At 59.9% G+C, this 20,152-nt stretch carries 21 protein-coding genes; 17 read left to right on the top strand and 4 right to left on the bottom strand.

The genetic code is table 11. The features are described from left to right. The first annotated feature begins 1 nt into the window (after window position 1). The 7 genes from frdA to AAHA39_RS14610 all read left to right on the top strand — a co-directional run bounded on the left by frdA (window position 2) and on the right by AAHA39_RS14610 (window position 5,896). On the top strand, window positions 2–1,786 hold the full coding sequence (frdA, locus tag AAHA39_RS14640; RefSeq protein ID WP_041210004.1) for a fumarate reductase (quinol) flavoprotein subunit: 1,785 nt from the start codon (window positions 2–4) through the stop codon (window positions 1,784–1,786). After that, window positions 1,779–2,513, top strand: a complete 735-nt coding sequence (locus AAHA39_RS14635) for a succinate dehydrogenase/fumarate reductase iron-sulfur subunit (protein WP_005347973.1) — start codon at window positions 1,779–1,781, stop codon at window positions 2,511–2,513. The genes frdA and AAHA39_RS14635 overlap by 8 nt, the downstream gene beginning before the upstream one ends. Before the next feature lie 16 nt (window positions 2,514–2,529). Next, entirely contained in the window at window positions 2,530–2,928 is a 399-nt protein-coding gene (locus AAHA39_RS14630) for a fumarate reductase (RefSeq protein WP_033112664.1), read from the top strand. Between the two features lie 10 nt (window positions 2,929–2,938). Continuing rightward, window positions 2,939–3,295, top strand: a complete 357-nt coding sequence (gene frdD, locus AAHA39_RS14625; RefSeq protein ID WP_033112665.1) for a fumarate reductase subunit FrdD — start codon at window positions 2,939–2,941, stop codon at window positions 3,293–3,295. Window positions 3,296–3,549: 254 nt separating this feature from the next. Then, a complete protein-coding gene (locus AAHA39_RS14620; RefSeq protein ID WP_041210002.1) occupies window positions 3,550–4,281 on the top strand; it encodes a nucleoside recognition domain-containing protein in 732 nt (243 codons plus the stop codon). Next, the gene (locus tag AAHA39_RS14615; RefSeq protein WP_041210001.1) at window positions 4,278–4,745 is read left to right on the top strand and encodes a YjiG family protein; all 468 of its coding nucleotides are present in this window, start codon (window positions 4,278–4,280) and stop codon (window positions 4,743–4,745) included. Before AAHA39_RS14620 ends, AAHA39_RS14615 begins: the two co-directional genes overlap by 4 nt. A 26-nt stretch (window positions 4,746–4,771) precedes the next feature. After that, a complete protein-coding gene (locus AAHA39_RS14610; RefSeq protein WP_320657326.1) occupies window positions 4,772–5,896 on the top strand; it encodes a M20 family metallopeptidase in 1,125 nt (374 codons plus the stop codon). 90 nt (window positions 5,897–5,986) lie between these two features. On the opposite strand, the gene AAHA39_RS14605 is transcribed toward AAHA39_RS14610, so the two are convergent. The 3 genes from AAHA39_RS14605 to AAHA39_RS14595 form a co-directional block, all read right to left on the bottom strand. Then, window positions 5,987–6,778 carry a substrate-binding periplasmic protein gene (locus AAHA39_RS14605; protein WP_043850150.1) on the bottom strand — a complete coding sequence of 264 codons (792 nt, stop codon included), beginning with the start codon at window positions 6,776–6,778 and terminating at the stop codon, window positions 5,987–5,989. Window positions 6,779–6,827: 49 nt separating this feature from the next. Then, entirely contained in the window at window positions 6,828–8,075 is a 1,248-nt protein-coding gene (locus tag AAHA39_RS14600) for a winged helix-turn-helix domain-containing protein (protein ID WP_320657325.1), read from the bottom strand. An 86-nt stretch (window positions 8,076–8,161) separates the two neighbouring features. Continuing rightward, on the bottom strand, window positions 8,162–8,755 hold the full coding sequence (locus AAHA39_RS14595; protein ID WP_139395343.1) for a TetR/AcrR family transcriptional regulator: 594 nt from the start codon (window positions 8,753–8,755) through the stop codon (window positions 8,162–8,164). Window positions 8,756–8,862: 107 nt separating this feature from the next. On the opposite strand from AAHA39_RS14595, the gene AAHA39_RS14590 reads away from it, so the two are divergent. From AAHA39_RS14590 to AAHA39_RS14580, 3 genes are all read left to right on the top strand, one after another. Then, window positions 8,863–9,798, top strand: coding sequence for an ABC transporter six-transmembrane domain-containing protein (locus tag AAHA39_RS14590; RefSeq protein ID WP_041209996.1), 936 nt, complete (start codon window positions 8,863–8,865; stop codon window positions 9,796–9,798). Between the two features lie 14 nt (window positions 9,799–9,812). Then, window positions 9,813–11,204 (top strand): NAD(P)/FAD-dependent oxidoreductase, encoded by a 1,392-nt coding sequence (locus AAHA39_RS14585; protein WP_182926036.1) that lies wholly within the window; start codon window positions 9,813–9,815, stop codon window positions 11,202–11,204. A gap of 204 nt (window positions 11,205–11,408) precedes the next feature. Then, window positions 11,409–12,764 (top strand): NAD(P)/FAD-dependent oxidoreductase, encoded by a 1,356-nt coding sequence (locus AAHA39_RS14580; RefSeq protein ID WP_320657324.1) that lies wholly within the window; start codon window positions 11,409–11,411, stop codon window positions 12,762–12,764. Window positions 12,765–12,826: 62 nt separating this feature from the next. Here AAHA39_RS14580 and AAHA39_RS14575 read toward each other — a convergent pair whose 3' ends face one another. Beyond that, window positions 12,827–13,474, bottom strand: coding sequence for a class I SAM-dependent methyltransferase (locus AAHA39_RS14575; protein ID WP_071913064.1), 648 nt, complete (start codon window positions 13,472–13,474; stop codon window positions 12,827–12,829). Window positions 13,475–13,607: 133 nt separating this feature from the next. Between AAHA39_RS14575 and AAHA39_RS14570 the strand changes: the two genes are divergently transcribed. The 7 genes from AAHA39_RS14570 (at window position 13,608) to AAHA39_RS14540 (ending at window position 20,120) form a co-directional block, all read left to right on the top strand. Further along, window positions 13,608–14,279, top strand: coding sequence for a thermostable hemolysin (locus AAHA39_RS14570; RefSeq protein WP_320657323.1), 672 nt, complete (start codon window positions 13,608–13,610; stop codon window positions 14,277–14,279). Then, window positions 14,276–15,754 (top strand): AMP-dependent synthetase/ligase, encoded by a 1,479-nt coding sequence (locus tag AAHA39_RS14565; protein ID WP_320657322.1) that lies wholly within the window; start codon window positions 14,276–14,278, stop codon window positions 15,752–15,754. Before AAHA39_RS14570 ends, AAHA39_RS14565 begins: the two co-directional genes overlap by 4 nt. Then, window positions 15,751–16,404, top strand: a complete 654-nt coding sequence (locus tag AAHA39_RS14560) for a TenA family transcriptional regulator (protein ID WP_043850156.1) — start codon at window positions 15,751–15,753, stop codon at window positions 16,402–16,404. Before AAHA39_RS14565 ends, AAHA39_RS14560 begins: the two co-directional genes overlap by 4 nt. 18 nt (window positions 16,405–16,422) lie before the next feature. Then, a complete protein-coding gene (locus AAHA39_RS14555; protein WP_320657321.1) occupies window positions 16,423–17,283 on the top strand; it encodes an SDR family oxidoreductase in 861 nt (286 codons plus the stop codon). A gap of 1 nt (window position 17,284) precedes the next feature. Next, entirely contained in the window at window positions 17,285–17,917 is a 633-nt protein-coding gene (locus AAHA39_RS14550) for a tetratricopeptide repeat protein (protein ID WP_124241835.1), read from the top strand. A gap of 83 nt (window positions 17,918–18,000) precedes the next feature. Continuing rightward, window positions 18,001–18,687, top strand: coding sequence for a response regulator (locus tag AAHA39_RS14545; RefSeq protein WP_320657320.1), 687 nt, complete (start codon window positions 18,001–18,003; stop codon window positions 18,685–18,687). After that, window positions 18,684–20,120, top strand: a complete 1,437-nt coding sequence (locus AAHA39_RS14540; RefSeq protein WP_320657319.1) for an ATP-binding protein — start codon at window positions 18,684–18,686, stop codon at window positions 20,118–20,120. Before AAHA39_RS14545 ends, AAHA39_RS14540 begins: the two co-directional genes overlap by 4 nt. Window positions 20,121–20,152: the final 32 nt, after the last annotated feature.

Raw genomic sequence — 20,152 nt, 5'->3', positions numbered from 1 at the left:
TGTGGATATTATCAAGACCGATGTAGCCATCATCGGTGCCGGCGGTACTGGCCTGCGCGCCGCTATCGCTATAGCCGAATCACAGCCAGACCTGGATATCGCCCTGATTTCCAAAGTCTATCCGATGCGTAGCCATACCGTGGCAGCCGAAGGTGGTGCCGCCGGTGTCGTTCGTGATGACGACTCCCTCGAAAACCACTTCAACGACACCGTCTCCGGTGGTGACTGGCTGTGTGAGCAGGACGTTGTCGATTACTTCGTCAACAATGCGACCAAAGAGATGATCCAGCTGGAGCACTGGGGTTGCCCCTGGAGCCGCAAGCCGGATGGCAAAGCCAACGTGCGTCCTTTTGGTGGCATGAAGGTTCCCCGTACCTGGTTCGCCGCTGACAAATCCGGTTTCCACATTCTGCACACCCTGTTCCAGACCTCCGTCAAATACCCGAGCATCAAGCGCTTCGACGAGCACTTCTGCCTCGATCTGATCGTGGAAGATGGTCGCGTTCAGGGCGTTCTGACCTTTGACATCCAGAACGGCATCACCCGCTTCATCCAGGCCAAATCCGTGATTCTGGCAACTGGTGGTGCTGGTCGTGTTTACCGTTACAACACCAACGGCGGCATTGTCACCGGTGACGGCATGGCACTGGCCTATCGTCACGGCGTACCGCTGCGTGACATGGAATTCGTTCAGTATCACCCGACCGGTTTGCCGGGTACCGGCATCCTGATGACCGAAGGTTGTCGTGGTGAGGGTGGCGTCCTGCTCAACAAGGATGGCTACCGCTACCTGCAAGACTACGGCTTGGGCCCGGAAACTCCGATCGGCCAGCCGAAGAGCAAATACATGGAACTGGGTCCGCGCGACCGCGTTTCCCAGGCATTCTGGCAAGAACAGCAGAAAGGCCGCGTGATCCAGGGCCCGATGGGCGATGTAGTTCACCTCGACCTGCGTCACCTCGGCGAGAAGTACCTGAAAGAGCGTCTGCCGTTCATCTGCGAACTGGCCAAAGCCTACGTCAACGTGGATCCGGCCAAAGAGCCCATCCCGGTACGTCCGACTGCCCACTACACCATGGGTGGTATCGAGACCGACAACAAGTGTGCCACCCGTCTGGCCGGCCTCTACGCCGCTGGCGAATGTGCCTCCGTTGGTCTGCACGGCGCCAACCGTCTGGGTTCCAACTCCCTGTCCGAGATCGTGGTATTCGGCAAGCTGGCTGGTGAACAAGCCGGTGAATTCGCCAAGACCCAGAAGCATGGCAATACCGAAGCGCTGGTCGCCAAGGCCGAGGCTCTGGTCAAGCAGCATCTCTCCCTGCTCGACATCGATGGCACCGAGAACCCGGCAGACATCCGCAACGAACTGGGCACCTCCATGGAAGCCGGTGTCGGTATCTACCGTACCGAAGAGCTGATGCAGGGCACCATCGACAAGATCAACGAGCTGAAAGCCCGTTACAAGAAGGTCAAGATCAACGACAAGTCCTCTGTCTTCAACACCGACCTGCTGTACGCCATCGAACTGGGTTACATGCTGGACGTGGCAGAAGCCATGGCTCACTCCGCCATCAATCGTAAAGAGTCCCGCGGTTCCCACCAGCGTCTGGATGGTTACGAAGAGCGTGATGACGTGAACTTCCTCAAGCACACGCTCTCGTTCTACAACAATGGCGAAACGCCCTCCATCGATTACTCCGATGTGAAGATCACTAAGTCCCAGCCGGCAAAACGCGTGTACGGCTCCGAGGGTGAGAAACAAGACGAGGCTAAGAAGAATGGCTGAGATGATTGAAATTGAAATCCTGCGCTATCGTCCGGAGCAGGATAACGAGCCCTGGATGCAGACCTTCCAGGTGCCCTACCAGAGAGAGATGTCTCTGCTGGATGCGCTGCAATACATCAAGGATCACCTGGACTCTACCCTGAGCTTCCGCTGGTCCTGCCGGATGGCGATCTGCGGCTCCTGCGGCATGATGGTCAACGGTGTTCCCAAGCTGGGTTGCAAAGCGTTCCTGCGCGACTATCTGCCGGGCAAGATGACCATCGAGCCGCTCAACAACTTCCCGATCGAGCGCGACCTGGTGGTCGACATGTCCGATTTCATCGAGAAGCTGGAGAGCATCAAGCCCTACATCATCCCGAGCGAGCCGCGCAACCTGTGCGATGGCGAATACATCCAGACTCCGGCAGAGATGGCGAAGTACAAGCAGTTCTCCCAGTGCATCAACTGTGGTCTCTGCTACGCGGCCTGCCCGCAGTACGGCATCAACAAGAAGTTCACCGGTCCGGCGGCACTGGCTCTGGCCTATCGCTACAACGTCGACAACCGTGATGCCGGCGCCAAAGAGCGTATGCGCATCATCAGCCAGGACGAAGGCGTCTGGGGCTGTACCTTCGTGGGCTACTGCTCCGAAGTGTGCCCGAAGGGCGTCGATCCGGCAGCGGCCATCCAGCTTGGCAAGGTAGAGAGTGCCAAGGACTACATGATCGCCATGTTCAAGCCAGATTGAGAGCAGGATTGAGACCATGAACAACACTGAAAGCAAACGTAAACCTTACGTCCGCGAAATGAAGAAAGACTGGTGGCTGAAGAACGCCTTCTACACCGGTTACATGATCCGCGAAGGCACCAGTATCTTCGTCTCCATCTACGCTGTTGTGCTGATGTGGGGTCTGATGCGTCTGGTACAGGGTCAGGAAGCGTTTAACGGCTGGCTGGAGTCCCTGCAAAGCCCGATCGCCATCCTGTTCCACGTGATTGCGCTGGCAGCCTGCCTGTTCCATGCCAAGACCTGGTTCGCTCTGGCGCCGAAAGCCATGCGTATCTTCCGTGGTGAAGACCTGGTGCCGGAGAAACCGATCGTCATCGCCCAGTATGTGGCGCTGGCTGTGGTATCCCTGCTTGTCCTGATCATCGTGGCCTGAGGAGAAAACAATGAGACGTTCTGACGAGCCAATTTACTGGGGTCTGTTTGGTGCGGGTGGCATGGTCGTTGCCATGCTGCTGCCGGTCATTGTCCTCATCACCGGTCTGCTGGTACCCATGGGTATCATGGACGTAGAGACCATGAGCTATGACCGCGTTCTGGCATTCGCCAGCTCCTGGTGGGGTGCCTGCATCCTGCTGGTGATCATCGCCCTGCCGATCTGGCACGGTATGCACCGTATCTACCACGGTCTGCATGATCTGGGGATCCACACCACCAAGCTGCACCACTATGTGTTCTATGGCTTTGCCTTCCTGGTATCTGCCATTACCGTCGGTCTGCTGATGGTGCTGGTACTCCAGTAATCACTACGCAACTGATTGAACAAACCGGGCCAAGTGCCCGGTTTTTTATTGCCGCGTCCCGACGCACCCTTACCGCTGATTTTTTCAACAAATTAAACAAAAACCGGATCTTCTTCTTTTCAGAGGACGATCATCCTCACATATCACCAACGTCACCCCGCATATCAGCAAGGCTCCTTGACCCCCATCAAATAATTGATAGCCGTATCAACCATAATTCATCCGATTAAATAATTATTCATGTGGAGCTATCTATGAGCGAAAAAAACCGTCCGGTAACGATCGGCTGTTATCTGGCACTGGCCTTTGCCGTTGTCTTCTTCTCCGGGCTGCTGCAGTCCAATCAGTGGTACGGGGTATTTGACTTCACCACGCTAAACGGTTCGTTCGGCACCATGGTGCAGAGCGTCAGCGAAAACGGGGATGGTATCAAAACAGCCATGACCGACATGCGTGGCAAGGGAGGCAATGGCGCTCGCGATGGCTTCCTGTTCGCCCTGACCCTGATCCCCACCGTGATGTTTGCCCTCGGCATGATCAACGTGCTGGAGCACTACGGCGCACTGGATGCCGCCCGCAAGCTGCTGACTCCGCTGCTGCGCCCGCTGATGGGGATCCCGGGCAACACCGGCCTCGCCCTTATCGCCTCGCTGCAGAGTACCGATGCGGGTGCTGCCATGACTCGCCAGCTCAAGGATGAAGGGCTCATCACCAAGCGCGAGACCGACGTGTTCACCATGTTCCAGTTCTCCGCTGGCGCCACCATAGTCAACTTCTTCTCCTCCGGTGCCGTGCTCTTCACCCTGACCCTGGCTGACGGCACCCAGGCTGTCAGCTCCTCCATCGGGCTGGCAGTCGCCGTGATGTTCGTCTTCAAGTTCATTGGCGCCAATCTGTTCCGGGTCTATCTCAACCTCACCGAAGGCAAGAGTGCCGACAACAGCAAACGCGATCAGACCCTTACCACCCAGGAGCAAGCCAAATGAGCCAGGCCAACGTCAAGAAACCCATCGTCACCGATATCTTCGTCGAAGGGGCCAAGAAGGGATGGGTCATCGCCACCACCTCCACCGTCCCCAACGTGCTGATGGCCTTTGTCATCATCAAAGCACTGCAGATCACCGGCGCGCTGGACGCCATGGGCGCCATCTTCTCCCCCGTCATGGCCATCTTCGGCCTGCCCGGTGAAGCGGCAGCCGTGCTGATCGGCGCCTGGATGTCGATGGGCGGTGCAGTCGGTGTGGTCATCACCCTGTTCGATCAGGGGATCCTCAACGGCACTCACATCGCCATTCTGGCGCCAGCCATCTACCTGATGGGTTCACAGGTGCAGTACATGGGCCGCATCCTCGGCTGTATCGGTACCGAAGGGCGCTATATCCCGGTCATGATCGCCATCTCGGTGCTCAACGCCTTTGGCGCCATGCTGGTAATGAACATCATCCTGTGACCCCGGATCTGATAGCGGAGCAAACAATGACTTTTTCTTTGGATCAATATCTGGCCGAGCTGGCCCCCCTGATCAATCTGGATTGCGGCTCTCTGCACCAGCCGGGCATTGCCACAGTGGCCGAGCTGATGGCCGCCAAATACGAGGCCATGGGCGGCTGGCAGATCAAACGGGTCGACTGCGGCATCGCCGGGGTCGGGCTGGAGATCCGCAACCAGCCGCAGGCCGAGCAGATCGACATCATGCTGATCGGTCATATGGATACCGTCTTCCCGGTCGGTGCCGCAGCCGAACGCCCGATGAGTGTCGATGGCGAGCGCGCCTACGGCCCCGGCGTCTCCGACATGAAATCCGGCCTGCTCAACATCGTCTATGCCCTGCGTGCACTGCCCCGCGAGGTGCGCGATCGCCTGAGCATCTGCGTCTGCATGAACCCGGACGAGGAGATTGGCTCCCTCCACTCCAGCGACTGGCTGGCATCGGTGGCCAAGCAAGCCAGACAAGTGCTGGTGGCCGAAGCGGCCCGTGCCGATGGCTCGCTGGTCAAGGCTCGTAAGGGAATGGCACGCTATCGCATCGACTTCACCGGCAAGGCGGCTCACGCCGGCAACGAGCCGCAGAAGGGGCGCAGCGCCATCACCGAGCTGGGTCACTGGATCCTCGCCATCAATGCCCTGACCAACTTCGAGAGCGGCACTACCCTCAACATCGGCATCGTCGAGGGGGGCAACGGCGCCAACATAGTGCCGGCCCACGCCAGCGCGGTGGTGGATGTGCGCTTCTGGGACAATCAGGAGTACAACCTGGTCAACGATCATCTGTTGACCCTGGTCGAACGGCCCCATCTGGAAGGGGTCACCATCAAGCTGACCCGCGAGGCGCATAAACCGGCCATGGTGCCGTCAGAAGGCACTCAGGCACTGATGCAGCTGGTGGAGGAGTGCGGCGCCGAACTGGGGCTGCCCATTCGCTGGCAAGAGGTAGGGGGCGGCTCCGATGCCAACCTCACTGCCGCCCTCGGCATCCCCACGCTGGATGGTCTGGGCCCCATTGGTGCCGGTTTCCACAGTGACGAGGAGTATCTCGATCTGGCCAGCATTGGCCCTCGCATCGAACTGCTGGTGAAGGTGCTGACCCGCATCGCAGCCTGATGGTTTTCCCATAAAACGGAAGAGCCAGCCGGTTTGCACCGGCTGGCTCTTTTTCATCTGATAAATCTGAGTGATTAGCCTTCTTGGCGCTTACTCCATCGGCGGCAGGAAGCGGCGCATCACCTCCTCCGCATGACCCTGCTCCTGAAATGCCACCAACGTCTGATTCAGGCGGGTAACCAGCTCGAAGGCGCGAGGCGATCCCTTGCTGACCAGCAGATAGAATCCCTTGCGACTTGGCAGGGCGAGATTGAGCAGACCGGGTTCGCTCTGGTAGATGCCCAGGGTTAACCCGCCAACCAGCGGCTCAATCTCGCTTGGCAGGAAGTCACAGCGATCCCGCCCCAGCATGTCGAGCGCCTGTTGCAGCTGCTTGACCCGGCGTGGCTCCTGCGCCAGACCGTAGGGGGCATAGTTATAGCCAATCACGCCGCATACCCGCGAGCTGTTGACCGTCTGCAGATCGGGGGCTTCAGGATAGCGGCGCTTGAGATAGAAGAAACCGAGATGGGTGTAGTAGAGCGGCACGCTGTAGAAGGCGAACTCGGCACGCTCCGGCTTGTAGCTGGCATCCCAGGTCAGCTCGCACAGGCCGTTCTGGTGATAATCCGCCAGCTCCTGTTGCACCCGCGCCCAGGGCAGATAGCGGATCTGATAGGACAAGCCATTTTTCTTGATGGCATCGAGCACCAGCGTGGTGGCCGAGCCGGTCAGCCGGCTGGTATCGGGCACCCCATCCTTGCGCTCCCAGTAAGTAAAGGGGGCCCACTCATTGCCCTCCCCCAGACAGATCTGTACCGGCTTCTCTGCCGCGCTGGCCAAGCTCGCCGGTATCAGCATGGCAAGGCCCAGCCCTGCCAGCAGCAATCGGGTTCGTCTCATCCCTCTCTCCCCACTCATGCCATCATCTTGCGACACGTTACCGTGCAGATTAGTCCACTGCCGCTACCTCACCACCTTGCGCAACACCAGATTGCCACATGGCCAGCAAGGGCGCCGGAATGGCGCCATAGTGCAGCGCCGGCGTCTGGTGCCACTCGGCCAACTTTTGCAGAGCCTTCGCCAGATCCTGCGCAAGCTGGCGGGTCACTCTCACCCCGGCTTCCAGATAGAGGCTCTTGATCTCGAAGATCCCCTGCTGGCGATGGGCCTTGGCATCCATTCTGCCCACCAGCTTGCCACGATGCAGCAGCGGCAACACGAAGTAGCCGTACTGACGCTTGGGCGCCGGGGTATAGCACTCGATGCGATAGTCGAAGTTGAACAACTCACTGGCACGCTTGCGATCCCATACCAGCGGATCGAACGGCGACAGGGCGGTGGTATGGGTTGCCTTGAGACAACCCGCCTGCGCCCTTGCCAGCTCATCGGCCAGAGATGCGTGCACGAAAGCGCCGTGCTGCCATCCCTCGACACGTACCGGCAGCAGCTCCCCCTCGTCCGCCAGTTGATGGAGCAAGGCGTCATATTTGCCACGCCGCAGCCGGTAGTAATCAGCCACCCAGCCAGTTTTGACCAGCCCCAGTGCCCGGCAACTGGCGCGCACCATATCCCGCTGCGCCTGCTCGATGCTCGGCAGATCCCGCTGGTCGCTCCACTCGGGAAGCACCCGCTCGGCGAGATCATAGACCCGCTGAAAGTTGCGCCGCTCCCGCACCATCAGCTGACCGGTGGTAAAGAGCACCTCCAGATGACGTTTCTCCGGCTTCCAGTCCCACCAGCCGTTCCCCTTGCCGGTTGTGCGTTCAAAGTCAGCCGCCCGTACCGGGCCATGGTGGCGAATGCGCTCGATAAGGCGGCCAATCTCTTGCTGATGGGTAGCGAGCCAGTTGGCCGAAAACTTCCAGCCCATGGCGGCAGGGTCGAGCATCCGGTGGCGCAGCAGCCGGTAATCCTCGCGGGGCACGAAGCAGGCCTCGTGAGCCCAATATTCGAAGATCTCGCCGTCGGCCAGCAACTGCTCCAGCCAGCGAGGTTCATACTGGCCAAGGCGGCTAAAGAGCACCAGATAGGGGCTGCGCGCTACCACCGAGATGGTGTCTATCTGCAGCAGCGCCATGCGGCGGATGGTCGCCAGCAGATCGGCCGGGGCAGCCTTGCCGCGGCGCGGCACCAGCAGTCCCTGCGCCGCCAGCTGCAAATGACGGGCATCCTGTAGCGATAAATGGGGGATAGACATCAAACCACTCCTTGGCAACCGACCTCCAGCATGCCCGAACAGCGGCCAAATAAACATGGGGAAGAGTTGATGACCTTCCTCCAGCTTTATGCCGGGTTGTTTGGCAGTACCAGCCGGTTCACCACCGCCATGATCTCCTGATAGGTAGCTTCTACCGTCTCGGGGGTCGGCTCCAGAATGAGGTCATCGGCATAGCCGTTGATGAGGGAGGTGATCTGGCGCGCCAGTCGTCCGGTATCAGCGGCCATGAAGTCGCCGCTGTCGATCCCCTTTTGCAGGATCTGCTCCAGCACCTCGCGCCATGCCTGAATGGTCTTGCGGTAACTCTCGGCAAATACCGGGTCGCGTAGCGACTCGTTCCATGCATCCAGATAGATGGCCCAGGAGGCATCCTGACTGGTCGGCAGGTTGTCCCGCACGAACAGTGGCAACGCTTCGCGGGCCGGCAGCGGCAACAGCCACTCCCGCTGCTCGGCTATCTCCTGACTGGTGAAGCGCTCCACGGCGCAGAGACAGAGCTCTTTCCAATCCTTGAAGTAGTGGTAGACGTGGCTGCGCGCCAGACCGGTGCGCTCGGCCACATCACGGGTAGAAGAGGCGGCCATCCCCTTTTCTCGAAACAGGGCCAGTACGGCCTCGATGATCATCTCTTTACGCTGTTCTGCTGATGGGCGTGCCATCTTACCTCCTGCGATATCAATCGTTCCGCTTGACTTTGAGCGACCGCTCAAACAAACTTTGAGCACTTGCTCAAAGTTAGCATTTCCGACATCTTAGGAGATAACCCATGACAACACCAACCACTTCGGCAGCCAGTTGCAACGAGCAGGCCACGCCGTTGCCACACTCGGCCGGTCGTTCGCTGGGGGCGATTGCACGGGCCAATCCCCTCAAGCTGGCGGGCACCTTCTCACTGGTCGCCCTCGAAAACATCCTGCTGGTGGCTTACCCCCTGTTCGCCGGCTTTGCCATCGACGCCATCGTCAAGGGACAGTGGTGGCAAGCCTCGAGCTATGCCCTCATCGTGCTGCTGTTCTGGCTCATCGGCGCCCTGCGCCGGGCGGTCGATACCCGCACCTTCACCCATATCTATGCAGCGCTGGCGGTGCCGGTGATCCTGGCCCAGCGTCAGCAGCAGGAGGGACAATCCACCATAGTGGCGCGGGTCACCCTGGCACGGGAGTTTGTCGACTTCTTCGAGAAACATATCCCGATCCTGGCCACCAGCCTGGTCTCCATCATGGGTGCCGCCATCATGCTGACGGTTATCGAGTTCTGGGTCGGTATCGCCTGTATGGGGGTCCTGCTGCTGTTCGGTCTGTTGCTGCCCGGTTTTTCACGCAAGAACCAGCTGCTGCATGAGCGCCTCAACGACCGGCTGGAGCACGAGGTCAAGCTGGTGACGCACGCCGAGCAAATCAGGCTGGCCCGTCACTACCGCACCCTCGCATGGATCCGTATCCGGGTATCGGATCGGGAGGCGCTCGCCTTTCTGGCGGTCGGCGTCAGCGCGGCCCTGCTCTTTTTGCTCGCCATCACCATGTTGATGGCCCAACCCCAGGTCTCCGCAGGCCATGTCTATGCTGTAATGACCTACCTCTGGAATTTTGTCAGCAGCCTGGATGAAGGGCCCGGTCTTGCCGACCAGCTCGCCCGGCTGCGGGATATCGGACGCCGGGTCAATACGGCGCAACCAGCCAGCAACACCGAACAAGCAATCTGAACCCGGAGCAAACCATGAACCCGACCACCCTCTGCCAACGAGCGTTGACCATGTGTATCAGCTGTTTTTTCCTCGCCGCCTGCGGCCCCAAAATGAGCGACTTTGAGCCCAACACCAGCTACTGGTTCAAGGAGAAACCGGCAGAGGAGAGTGCCCCGCTGGCACAAGATCTGAAGGTAGATATCGCCATCATAGGTGGCGGCTACAGCGGCCTCTCCAGCGCCTGGCATCTGGCCAAGGCCAATCCGTCGCTCAAGATTGCCATCTTCGAGGCCAAACAGGTCGGCAGCGGCGCCTCGGGCCGCAACGGCGGCATGGTGCTGCCGGGCTCCGAGGTGATGGACCTCTATGAAGAGGGGGAAGCGAGCAAGCGCCACTATGATCTGACGGTCGCCAGCATGCACAAGCTGCAAGCACTGGTTGAATCGACCGGCATCGATGCCGATATGAGGCTCGATGGTTATGTGGAGGCGATCCTCGATGAGGAGGATATTCCCGAGTACCGCGACTATGTAAAAACCGCCAATCGCCTCGGCATCCCGCTGCAATACTGGAACGCCGACACCACCGAAGAGAAACTCGGCACCGACCGCTACGCAGGCGCCGTCTACGACCCCAATGGCGGTCAGGTACACGCCATGAAGCTGGTCAACGCCCTGCACAAGGCGGTGGAGCAGGCGGGCGTCACCATCTATGAACAGAGCCCGGTTCTCGGGATCAAGGAGGGGAAGCAGATCGAACTGAACGTGGCCGACAAGTACAAGGTGACCGCCGACAGCATAGTGCTGGCGACCAACGGCTACACCTCAAAACTTGGCTACTTCAGCGGCCGGGTCTTTCCGGTACACGCCCAGAGCGCCGTGACCGAACCGCTTACCCGGGATCAGCTCAACGCCATCCAGTGGCAGAGCCGGATGCCCTTTTATGACACCCGCAACATCCTGTTTCATCTGGTATTGACCCCGGACAACCGGATCGTCATCGGCGGTGGCAATGCCGAGTACGTCTTCAACGACGGCCTCAACTACAAGGGAGATCTCAATCGGGTCAGCGCCATGATGATGAAGGAGCTGGTGACACTCTATCCGGCCCTCAAGGGGATCAAGTTTGAGCAGGTGTGGGACGGGGTGCTCGGCATGACCGGCGACAGCACCGAAGCGGTGGGGGTGATGGGGGATCACAAGAACATCTACTACGCCCTCGGCTACAACGGCCACGGCATCAACCTCTCCTTCCTGTTTGGCGACATTGTGGCCAGCCTCTATCAGGGCAAAGAGCACCCCTGGTTCAACCACGCCGAGCAGACGCTGCCGATGTGGCTACCGCCGGAGCCGTTCAAGTCAATCGGCGTCAAATCCACCCTGATGTTCTATCACTGGCAGGATCGCGACTATCTGGAGCCATAACGCGATATGCGTCTGCCAACCTGCGGTTTGACCGCTGCACAGACATCCATTGTCCATGGCTGCCCGACACACTGCGGGGGATAGAGCGGACAGCCAGGGTTGGCAGCAGCAACCGGACGTTTGACAAGAGGCGCCCGCATTTCTGGCTGATACTGAATTAGCTAAATCTTGCTCGAATTTTTTTACTATCAATGGAGAGTCAACATGCGTGCATTTCCGGTATTAAAAGGCGTTATTTTTTCGCTGATCGCATTGAGTGGCACACTCGCTACCAACGTCTTCGCCAGCGAGGAAAATATCGCCAGATTTTATGATGACAACCAGAGTTACTGGGCTCAGTTCTTGCCTACCGTAAACTCAAGCCTCAATAAAGACATTGATGTGGATGTCGCCGTCATCGGCGGTGGATATACGGGATTATCTGCCGCATACCATATCAAGAAGTCCAATCCGGCCAGCACTGTGGTTATTTTGGAAGCAAAGCGGGTCGGCAATGGCGCATCTGGCCGTAATGGCGCTCTGGTGTTGGCGCAAACCTATAGCGAAGGCGGCTTTGTGATGGGTGATCACAAAGCGAATCATAAAGAGATTTATGACATCACCGTCAATAGCATGCACCGGATTAAGCGGTTGGCCGAATCGACCGGTATTGACCCGGGATACGTACTCAATGGCCAATCGCTGGGAATTTTTAACCCTGAAAATCTGGATGATGCCAAAGAGTATGTGGCTCAGGCCAAAAAACTGGGCATGCCGATTGAATTCTGGGGCAAAGAGAAAGCCGTGAATATGCTCGGCTCACCAGAGCTGGTCGGTGCGGTATATGATCCCAATGGCGGCATGGTCAACCCGGGCAAGCTGGTCGCCGCGCTCAAGAAACTGGCGGAAGATGCCGGGGTCGTCATCTATGAAAACAGCCCGGTGCTGGAATATGAAGAAAACGGCAAGCTGATTTCATTGCCAGTCAAGGTCAATGACAAACGCTATGAAGTTACCGCAAAGAGTATTGTCGTTGCAGCCAATGCCTATGCCGGGAAGACGCTTGGCTTCAAGCCTGATGATATTGAACCCTCTCACACTCAAGTTGCAGTCACGGCCCCACTGACGGATGCGCAATACAACAGTATTGGCTGGAAAAACAACATCTCATGGTATGACGACCAATATGCTGGAACGGACAGTGATGCCACTTACCACATGGTCATGACCGCTGACCATCGCATTGTTATTGGTGGTGGCAGCGTCGAATACAATGAGGGGGATGACCTGCAGTACCCCGGTGATTTGAAAAAGATTGAAGCTCAAATCTCCAAGCGTATTGGTGAGCTCTATCCATCAATAAAAGGGATAAAAATTGAAAAAACTTGGGACGGAATCATTGCAGAAACCACAACCAAGAATGAAATGATCGGCGTAACCGGTACGAATCAAAATATTTATTATGCCCTTGGATATAACGGCGGACAGGGCGTTAACGTTGCCTTCTTGTTTGGCGAGCTGGTCTCCAAGCTATACAACAAGCAAGATGACAAATTGTTGAGCATCATGCTGGATAAATAGCTGATAACGCTAAATGCAATGCATTTAACTACTTCCGAAAACCATCCATCAGCAGGCACGCCTCAAGGCGTGCCTTTGTGCAATACCGCCACATCGGCATGAGGCAACTCAAGCTTGGCCTGCCAGCGAGCTGCCAGCACCCGAAACGACGCCTCGGAAAAGAAGACGATATGGGTAGGATCGTGGCGGTAACGCCAGTTCTTGAACCGCTCGTCGCCGAGCACCCGCTGGGTTTGCAGCACCAGCATACCGCCGGGCTTAAGGCAGGCCCACAACCGGTCAAGCACGGCGCGCGGTTCGGCAATGTGCTCTATCACCTCGGTACTGGTGATGAAGTCATACTGACGCGTCAGCAACTCGGGAAAGTCGGCATAGAACTTGTCATATCCAACCATGTCGTAACCCGCTTCACGCCCCATCGCCACCAGCGCAGGGCCGGGACCGCAGCCAAAATCAAGGCCACTGGCAGGTAGCGGCACCCGCACCAGCACCTCGCCAAAAGCCCGCATCAAAAACGTGCGATAACGGGGATCATCCACCCGGTTATCGTGGCCGTCGTAGACCGCCTTCTCCGCCGCCTCATCCAGATGATCGCCTGCATCCAGCCAGACCAGCTCGCATTGGCGACAGCGGTGATAGCGCTTGCCCGCCACCGGCAGGGGATAGGAGTGATGGCTGGCACAGAGGGGGCAGCAGGCAGTCGATGACATGGAATACCTCGGGATGGCGACAGGGGGGCAGCTTGCCTGCCGTACCGGATGCTGACAACTTTTTTTTGCCGCTTAAGGGTTTCTTAAGTTTGGGCTTTTACTCTGAATCCATCGCAAGAGAAGGAGCCTCCCCATGACCACCGAGATCCAAGCCCCCTACCGGTTGATCCTGGCCGAATCAGAGCAGCAGGTCATGGCGCTGCAAGCCTATATCCAGGATGCCTACACCCTGGAGTTCAATGCCCGCATTCCCCATTTTCTGCCCTGCCTGATCGGACTCTATCGCGCCGACGGGACGCTGGTTGGTGCCTGTGGCCTCAACCGAGCCAGCAGCCAGGCCGGCGAGCATCGCCTCTATCTGGAGCAGTATCTGGAGCAACCGATCGAAGCCTCCATCGAGACTCGCCTTGGTGTTCGTCCCGACCGCCAGCGCATCATCGAGGTGGGCAACCTCGCCTGTCGCGAGCCGGGCAATGCCCGCCTGATGTTTGCCGCCCTCTGCCGCATGCTGTGTGACAACTCCCTCGACTATGTGGTCTTTACCGGCACCGCCAAGCTGCGCAACAGCTTCACCCGCCTGCGCCTCAATCCGGTCGAACTGGCCCCCGCCCAGGCCCATCAGGTCGGTGCCGACGCCGCTGCCTGGGGCGAGTACTACCGCTGCCAGCCCAAGGTGATGGTGGGAGATATCAATCAGGGGCGGGCTGTGCTCGCCCAGAGCAGCCTGCTACTCAACCTGCTGGCCCCCATGCCAGTGCTTTTTACCGATGCAACCCTGACCAGTGAGAAAAGGTGCGCCCAATGAGCCTGTTCGACGCCATCGCCAAACATGCCCGCGAGAATCCGCAATCACCTGCGCTGCTGAGCAGCCAGCAGCGGCTCGACTACCACAGCCTCTGGCAGCAGATCCAGCATCTGGCTGGCAAGCTGCAGCAAGCCGGCATCAAGCGCCTTGCCCTGCAACTCGACAACGGCTTGCCATGGGCGCTGATGGATCTGGCCTGCACCAAAGCCGGGATCGTGGTCATACCGGTGCCCCACTTCTTCAGCCTTGAGCAGCAAGAGTGGCTGCTGGAGAGCAGCGGTGCCGATGCGCTGGTTGGCCCGGCCCATCAGGGATGGCACGCTGCCAAGCCGCTCTTGCTGATCAGCGGCGAACTGCCGCTCTGGCGCCGCAAACCGGCAAACCTCCCGGCATTGCCACAGGGCACTGCCAAGATTACCTACACCTCCGGCACCACGGGCCAGCCCAAAGGGGTCTGCCTCTCGCTGGCCAGCATGATGGCGGTGTGCGAATCGCTGGCCGAGCGTGTCGCGCCAGCCAAGGTGGAAAAACACCTCACCCTGCTGCCGCTGGCCACCCTGCTTGAGAACCTCACCGGCCTCTATGTGCCGCTGCTGACCGGCGCCTGCAGCCGCATCCCGTCGCTGGCAGAACTCGGCTTCAACGGCTCCAGCTCGCTCAATCCAGCCATGCTGGGGGAGGCGCTGCTGCGCTGGTCAACTCACAGTCTGGTGCTGGTGCCCGAGCTGCTGCGCCTGTTGCTGGCGCTCTGTACCAGTACCCCTGTGCTGGCCCAGCAGCTGCGCGGTCTGCGCTTTATCGCCGTCGGTGGTGGCAAGGTTGCCCCCGATCTTATCGCCCATGCCCGCCAGCTTGGTCTGCCGGTCTATGAGGGATATGGCCTCTCGGAGTGCTGCTCGGTGGTGGCCCTCAACACCATGGGTACTGACAAGCCGGGCAGCGTTGGCCGCCCCCTGCCCCACACCCGGGTCTCCATCGGCGACGATGGCGAGATCCTGGTACGCGGCAGCGCCATGCTGGGGTATCTGGGTAGCGATGAGTCAATCCCCGAGCTGATTGCCACGGGAGATCTGGGCCGCCTCGATGAAGAGGGCTACCTCCACATCACCGGACGCAAGAAGAATGTCCAGATCACCGCCTTTGGCCGCAACTTCTCCCCCGAGTGGGTCGAGGCTGAAGCCCAGCTTTGCCCCGCCATCGCCCGTATCGTGGTGTTCGGCGATGGCCAGCCCGCCAACGTGGCGCTGATCCAGCCCCTGCCGGGCAAAGAGGCCGAGCTGCCACAACAGATCGAAGTATTGAATCGTCGTCTCCCCGACTACGCCCGCCTGCACCACTGGCTGCCGGTGGCACTCGACCAGCATCCCGGGCTGCTCACCGCCAACGGGCGGGTGCGCCGGGAAGAGACCTATCGCCAGTTTGCCCAACAGATCAGCCAGTGCCTTGCAACCGGCACCACAGGAGAATCCTCATGAGCTTCTATCAGACTCTGCAACAAGCCACTGCCACTGAGCGCGAGCACCTTTTCAAGGCCCCCATCATCGAAGCTTGCCGCCGTGGTGACATCAGTCGCGACACCTATCTCGCCTTTCTGGCGCAGGCCTACTACCACGTGCGCCACACAGTCCCGCTTTTAATGGCAACCGGCGGCAAGCTGGGTCAGGAGTACGAGTGGGTACGCGGCGCCATTGCCGAGTACATCGACGAGGAGTATGGCCATCAGGAGTGGATCCTCAATGACATTCGCGCCTGTGGTGGCGATGCCGAGGCGGTGCGTCACGGCCAGCCCGGGCTGCCCATCGAGCTGATGGTCGCCTTCCTCTACGACCAGATCCAGCGTGGCAACCCCATGGGTTTCTTCGGCATGGTGCAGGTGCTGGAAGGCACCAGCGTCGCCATCGCCCTCACTGTGGCCGACCAGCTGAAAAGCGGCCTCGGGCTGCCCCCGCAGGCGATGAGCTATCTCAGCTCCCACGGCACCCTGGATCAGGAGCACCTCAAGTTCTTTGAATCCTTGATGGATAAGGTCGAGAGCCCGGCAGATCAGGCCGCCATCATCCACTCCACCAAGGTGGTCTATCGCCTCTACGGCGAGATGCTCTACAACCTCACCGCCACGCCGTGACCAGAAGGAATCCGTATCATGAAACTTGAAGGAAAAACGGTGCTGCTCACCGGCGCCAGCGGCGGGATTGGCGAGGAGCTGGCCCAGGAGCTGGCCGCCCAGGGCGCCCATCTGCTGCTGCACGGCCGCCGTGCTCCGGCGCTGGAGCGCCTGTGCAAGTCGCTGCCGCACCCCGAGCGCCATCAGGTGGTGATCGCCGACCTTGGCGTGCCCCATGAGCGGGCCAAGCTGCTGCAACACCCGGCGCTGGAACAGGGGCTCGACATCCTGATCAACAACGCCGGCTGCAACCAGTTTGCCTGGCTGGAAGATCAGAGCAGCGAGCAGGTCGAGCGCCAGCTGCTGCTCAATATCGAGGCGCCAATCCAGCTGACTCGCGCCCTGCTGCCCCGCCTGCGCAAACCGGGGATCATCATGAACATGGGGTCGGGGTTTGGCGGCATTGGCTACCCGGGCTACAGCGTCTACTGCGCCACCAAGTTCGCCCTGCGCGGCTTTAGCGAGGCGCTGGGACGGGAGCTGGAGGGCAGCGGTATCAAGGTGCTCCACTTTGCCCCGCGAGCGACCCGTACCAAACTCAACTCTGAAGCTGCCTACGAGATGAATGCGGCGCTCGGCACCCAGACCGACAGCCCGCAGGAGGTAGCCGAAGCGGCCATCATCGCCTTGTGCAACGAGACCCGCCGCAGCTGGCTCGGCTGGCCGGAGAAGCTGTTCGTGCGGCTCAATGCCCTGCTGCCCGGCATCATCGACAAGGCGCTGGCCAAACAGCTGCCCATCATTAAACGCTATGCCCGCCAACAGCCGGGCATGGCCGAGAGCGGCGCGACGCTGCAGCCCGATCTCTCACGCCCCATCCCGACCAAAAAGGAACTTTGATATGAATGTTGCGCTAAAATCCGCCACCTCCTGCGTCATCGCCCTCCTGCTTGGCTCGACCTGCGCCCAGGCAGCCACAGACGCCCTCGCCCCCATTCAGCAGCAGTGGGCCGTCTGCCAGTACCAACAGAGCGGCAATGCCAAGGAGAGCTGCCTCGAAACCCTGAGCACCCAGGCCGAAGCGGCCAGCGCCAAGGAGCCATTTCGCACCGACCTGCTCATCTGGTCGGCCATCGTCAAGAGCACCTGGGCTGGCGCCAAGGGCGGGCTTGGGGCGCTGGGGCTGGTGAAAGAGGCCAAGGCCAAGCTGGAGCTGGCCATCAAGCAGGATCCCAAGGCGCTGGATGGCTCTGCCTACACCAGTCTGGGTTCGCTCTACTATCAGGTACCCGGCTGGCCGGTCGGCTTCGGTGATGACGAGAAGGCGGAGCAGCTGCTCAAGCAGGCGCTGGCCATCAACCCGACCGGCATCGACCCCAACTTCTTCTACGGCGACTTCCTGCTGGATCAGGGCCGCAAGGCTGAGGCCAAAACCTATCTCGACAAGGCGATGGCTGCTCCAGCGCGCCCGGGCCGGGAAGTGGCGGACGAGGGCCGCAAAATGGAGATCCGCGAGCGGCTCGCCAAGCTGTAAAGTTCTGCCATATCAGAGATCTATTTAAACTCTGCCCACCAGCTTGCATACTGGTGGGCAGAGTCGTTTCAAGGGGAATAACAATGCGGATCCTGCTGGTTGAAGATGATGTGATGCTGGGTGATGGCATGCAGGATGCCTTGCGCCACAGCGGTTATACGGTGGACTGGCTGCAACAGGGGTTGCCCGCCCTGACAGCCCTCAAGAGCGACGAGTTTGCCGCCCTCATTCTGGATCTCAACCTGCCCGATATCGACGGCCTCAGCCTGCTGCGCAAGCTGCGCCGCGAAGGGCACCAGCTGCCGGTGTTGATCCTCACCGCCCGCGATGCCCTCGACGATCGGGTCATCGGACTGGATGCCGGCTCCGACGACTACATGGTCAAACCCTTCGCCCTGCAGGAGCTCAACGCCCGCCTGCGCGCACTGGTGCGCCGCAGCAAGGGGCAGGTGCAGGCCGTGCTGGAGTACGGGGAGATCCTTATCTACCCCGAGGCGCAGCAGGTCACCTATCAGGGCGAACCGGTCAAGCTCACCCCCCACGAATACAAGCTGCTGCAAGAGCTCATCAGCCAGAGCGGCCGGGTGCTGAGCAAGGAGCAGCTGCAGCAGAGCCTCTACGGCTGGGACGAAGGGGCCGAAAGCAACGCGGTGGAGGTGCATATCCACCATTTGCGTAAGAAGTTCTACAGCGACCTGATCCGCAATATTCGCGGTGTCGGTTACATCATTCCCCAGCTTGATCAGGCCAGCCGGAGTGCTCCCCGATGAAAAGACCGCGCTCCATCCGCCGCTTTCTGCTCACCGGCATTCTCACGCTGGTGGGGCTCAGCCTCACCATCAGCGCCGTCATCGGCTATCTGGAGGCGAGCCACGAGATGGAGGAGCTGTTCGACGCACGGCTGGCCCAGTCCGCCCGCATCACCGACCAGCTGCTGGAGCGCTATCTGGCCCAGCAAGGGGCGCTGCCAGCCAATGGCACCATCTATCAGGATTGGGAGGTGCAAAACCCCGACGAGTGGACCAAGGATCCCAGCTTCAATCTGAGTGGTGAGGATCGGGAACTCACCCCCTATGGTCACGAGTTCGAGCGCAACCTCTACTTCCAGCTGCTCAACGACAAGGGGGTCATGCTGCTGCGCTCCCCCAGTGCCCCGGATCAGCCACTGGTCGAGCTCACCCGCGGTTTCAGTACGGTGAAAAAGGATCACCATCAGTGGCGCACCTTCACCCTCTACAATGAGGATGGCCGCACCTGGCTGGTGGTGGCCGAGCGGGATGACGAGCGCAGTGAACTGGCCAGCAAGATGGCGGCCCTTACCATGCTGCCCCTGTTGCTGACCCTCCCCTTTCTGCTGGTGCTGCTCTGGTGGCTCATCACCCGCGGTCTGGCGCCCCTTCGCCTGCTGGCGCAAGCGATCAGCGAGCGCCACCCCGCCAACCTGAGCCCGCTCAACCTCAAGACCAGCGCCCACGAACTGACTCCGCTCACCAACGAGATCAACCGCCTGATGCATGCGCTGGCCGAAACCATCGAACGGGAGAAACAGTTCACCAACGAGGCAGCCCACGAACTGCGCACCCCGCTGGCGGTGCTGCGGATCCACAGTGAAAATGCCCTGAGCGCCGAGGATGAGGAGAGTCGCCAGCAATCGATGCACAAGATGCTGCAGGCACTCGATCGCAGCGACCGGCTGATCCGCCAGCTGCTGACCCAGGCCCGCATCGACAACCAGCAAGGGGTGGTGCAGAGCGAGCTCAACCTGAGCCAGCTGCTGCAAACCTCGCTGGCAACGCTGGCCCCCATCGCCCTGAAAAAGGATCAGCAACTTTCGCTGGAGGGGGATGAGAATCTGATGGTGATGGGTCAGGGTACCCTGCTCGACCTGCTGTTCAGCAACCTTATCGACAACGCGTTGCGCTACACCCAGGCCAAGGGCGAGATCACCGTCGAGGTACGGCAGGAGGGGCACAGGGTCAGGGTCGATATCCGCGACAACGGCCCCGGCATTCCGACCGCTGCGCTGTCACGGCTGTGCGAGCGCTTCTTTCGGGTCAATCCCCAGCAGGGAGATGGCGTCGGCCTTGGCATGGCGATTGTCTCGCGCATCGCCCAGCTGCACGGCGCCGAGCTTGATGTCCACAACCGGCCGGAAGGGGGGCTGGAAGTGAGTGTGTTCCTCCCCCTACCTCCGGCAAGATAAGCAATAAACAAACAGCCCGCGATGCGGGCTGT

It is taken from the genome of Aeromonas sp. SE22 (assembly GCF_038739755.1).
Taxonomy (GTDB): domain Bacteria; phylum Pseudomonadota; class Gammaproteobacteria; order Enterobacterales; family Aeromonadaceae; genus Aeromonas; species Aeromonas jandaei.
Note: the sequence above shows the minus strand (reverse complement) of the source record. Positions and strands in the feature narration are given on the sequence as shown.

What these genes read in the sequence shown, in the direction of transcription:
- AAHA39_RS14635 (WP_005347973.1), top strand. Translation starts at nt 1,779, where the DNA reads ATGGCTGAGATGATTGAAATTGAAATCCTGCGCTATCGTCCGGAGCAG.
- AAHA39_RS14630 (WP_033112664.1), top strand. Translation starts at nt 2,530, where the DNA reads ATGAACAACACTGAAAGCAAACGTAAACCTTACGTCCGCGAAATGAAG.
- frdD (WP_033112665.1), top strand. Translation starts at nt 2,939, where the DNA reads ATGAGACGTTCTGACGAGCCAATTTACTGGGGTCTGTTTGGTGCGGGT.
- AAHA39_RS14620 (WP_041210002.1), top strand. Translation starts at nt 3,550, where the DNA reads ATGAGCGAAAAAAACCGTCCGGTAACGATCGGCTGTTATCTGGCACTG.
- AAHA39_RS14615 (WP_041210001.1), top strand. Translation starts at nt 4,278, where the DNA reads ATGAGCCAGGCCAACGTCAAGAAACCCATCGTCACCGATATCTTCGTC.
- AAHA39_RS14610 (WP_320657326.1), top strand. Translation starts at nt 4,772, where the DNA reads ATGACTTTTTCTTTGGATCAATATCTGGCCGAGCTGGCCCCCCTGATC.
- AAHA39_RS14605 (WP_043850150.1), bottom strand. Translation starts at nt 6,778, where the DNA reads ATGAGACGAACCCGATTGCTGCTGGCAGGGCTGGGCCTTGCCATGCTG.
- AAHA39_RS14600 (WP_320657325.1), bottom strand. Translation starts at nt 8,075, where the DNA reads ATGTCTATCCCCCATTTATCGCTACAGGATGCCCGTCATTTGCAGCTG.
- AAHA39_RS14595 (WP_139395343.1), bottom strand. Translation starts at nt 8,755, where the DNA reads ATGGCACGCCCATCAGCAGAACAGCGTAAAGAGATGATCATCGAGGCC.
- AAHA39_RS14590 (WP_041209996.1), top strand. Translation starts at nt 8,863, where the DNA reads ATGACAACACCAACCACTTCGGCAGCCAGTTGCAACGAGCAGGCCACG.
- AAHA39_RS14585 (WP_182926036.1), top strand. Translation starts at nt 9,813, where the DNA reads ATGAACCCGACCACCCTCTGCCAACGAGCGTTGACCATGTGTATCAGC.
- AAHA39_RS14580 (WP_320657324.1), top strand. Translation starts at nt 11,409, where the DNA reads ATGCGTGCATTTCCGGTATTAAAAGGCGTTATTTTTTCGCTGATCGCA.
- AAHA39_RS14575 (WP_071913064.1), bottom strand. Translation starts at nt 13,474, where the DNA reads ATGTCATCGACTGCCTGCTGCCCCCTCTGTGCCAGCCATCACTCCTAT.
- AAHA39_RS14570 (WP_320657323.1), top strand. Translation starts at nt 13,608, where the DNA reads ATGACCACCGAGATCCAAGCCCCCTACCGGTTGATCCTGGCCGAATCA.
- AAHA39_RS14565 (WP_320657322.1), top strand. Translation starts at nt 14,276, where the DNA reads ATGAGCCTGTTCGACGCCATCGCCAAACATGCCCGCGAGAATCCGCAA.
- AAHA39_RS14560 (WP_043850156.1), top strand. Translation starts at nt 15,751, where the DNA reads ATGAGCTTCTATCAGACTCTGCAACAAGCCACTGCCACTGAGCGCGAG.
- AAHA39_RS14555 (WP_320657321.1), top strand. Translation starts at nt 16,423, where the DNA reads ATGAAACTTGAAGGAAAAACGGTGCTGCTCACCGGCGCCAGCGGCGGG.
- AAHA39_RS14550 (WP_124241835.1), top strand. Translation starts at nt 17,285, where the DNA reads ATGAATGTTGCGCTAAAATCCGCCACCTCCTGCGTCATCGCCCTCCTG.
- AAHA39_RS14545 (WP_320657320.1), top strand. Translation starts at nt 18,001, where the DNA reads ATGCGGATCCTGCTGGTTGAAGATGATGTGATGCTGGGTGATGGCATG.
- AAHA39_RS14540 (WP_320657319.1), top strand. Translation starts at nt 18,684, where the DNA reads ATGAAAAGACCGCGCTCCATCCGCCGCTTTCTGCTCACCGGCATTCTC.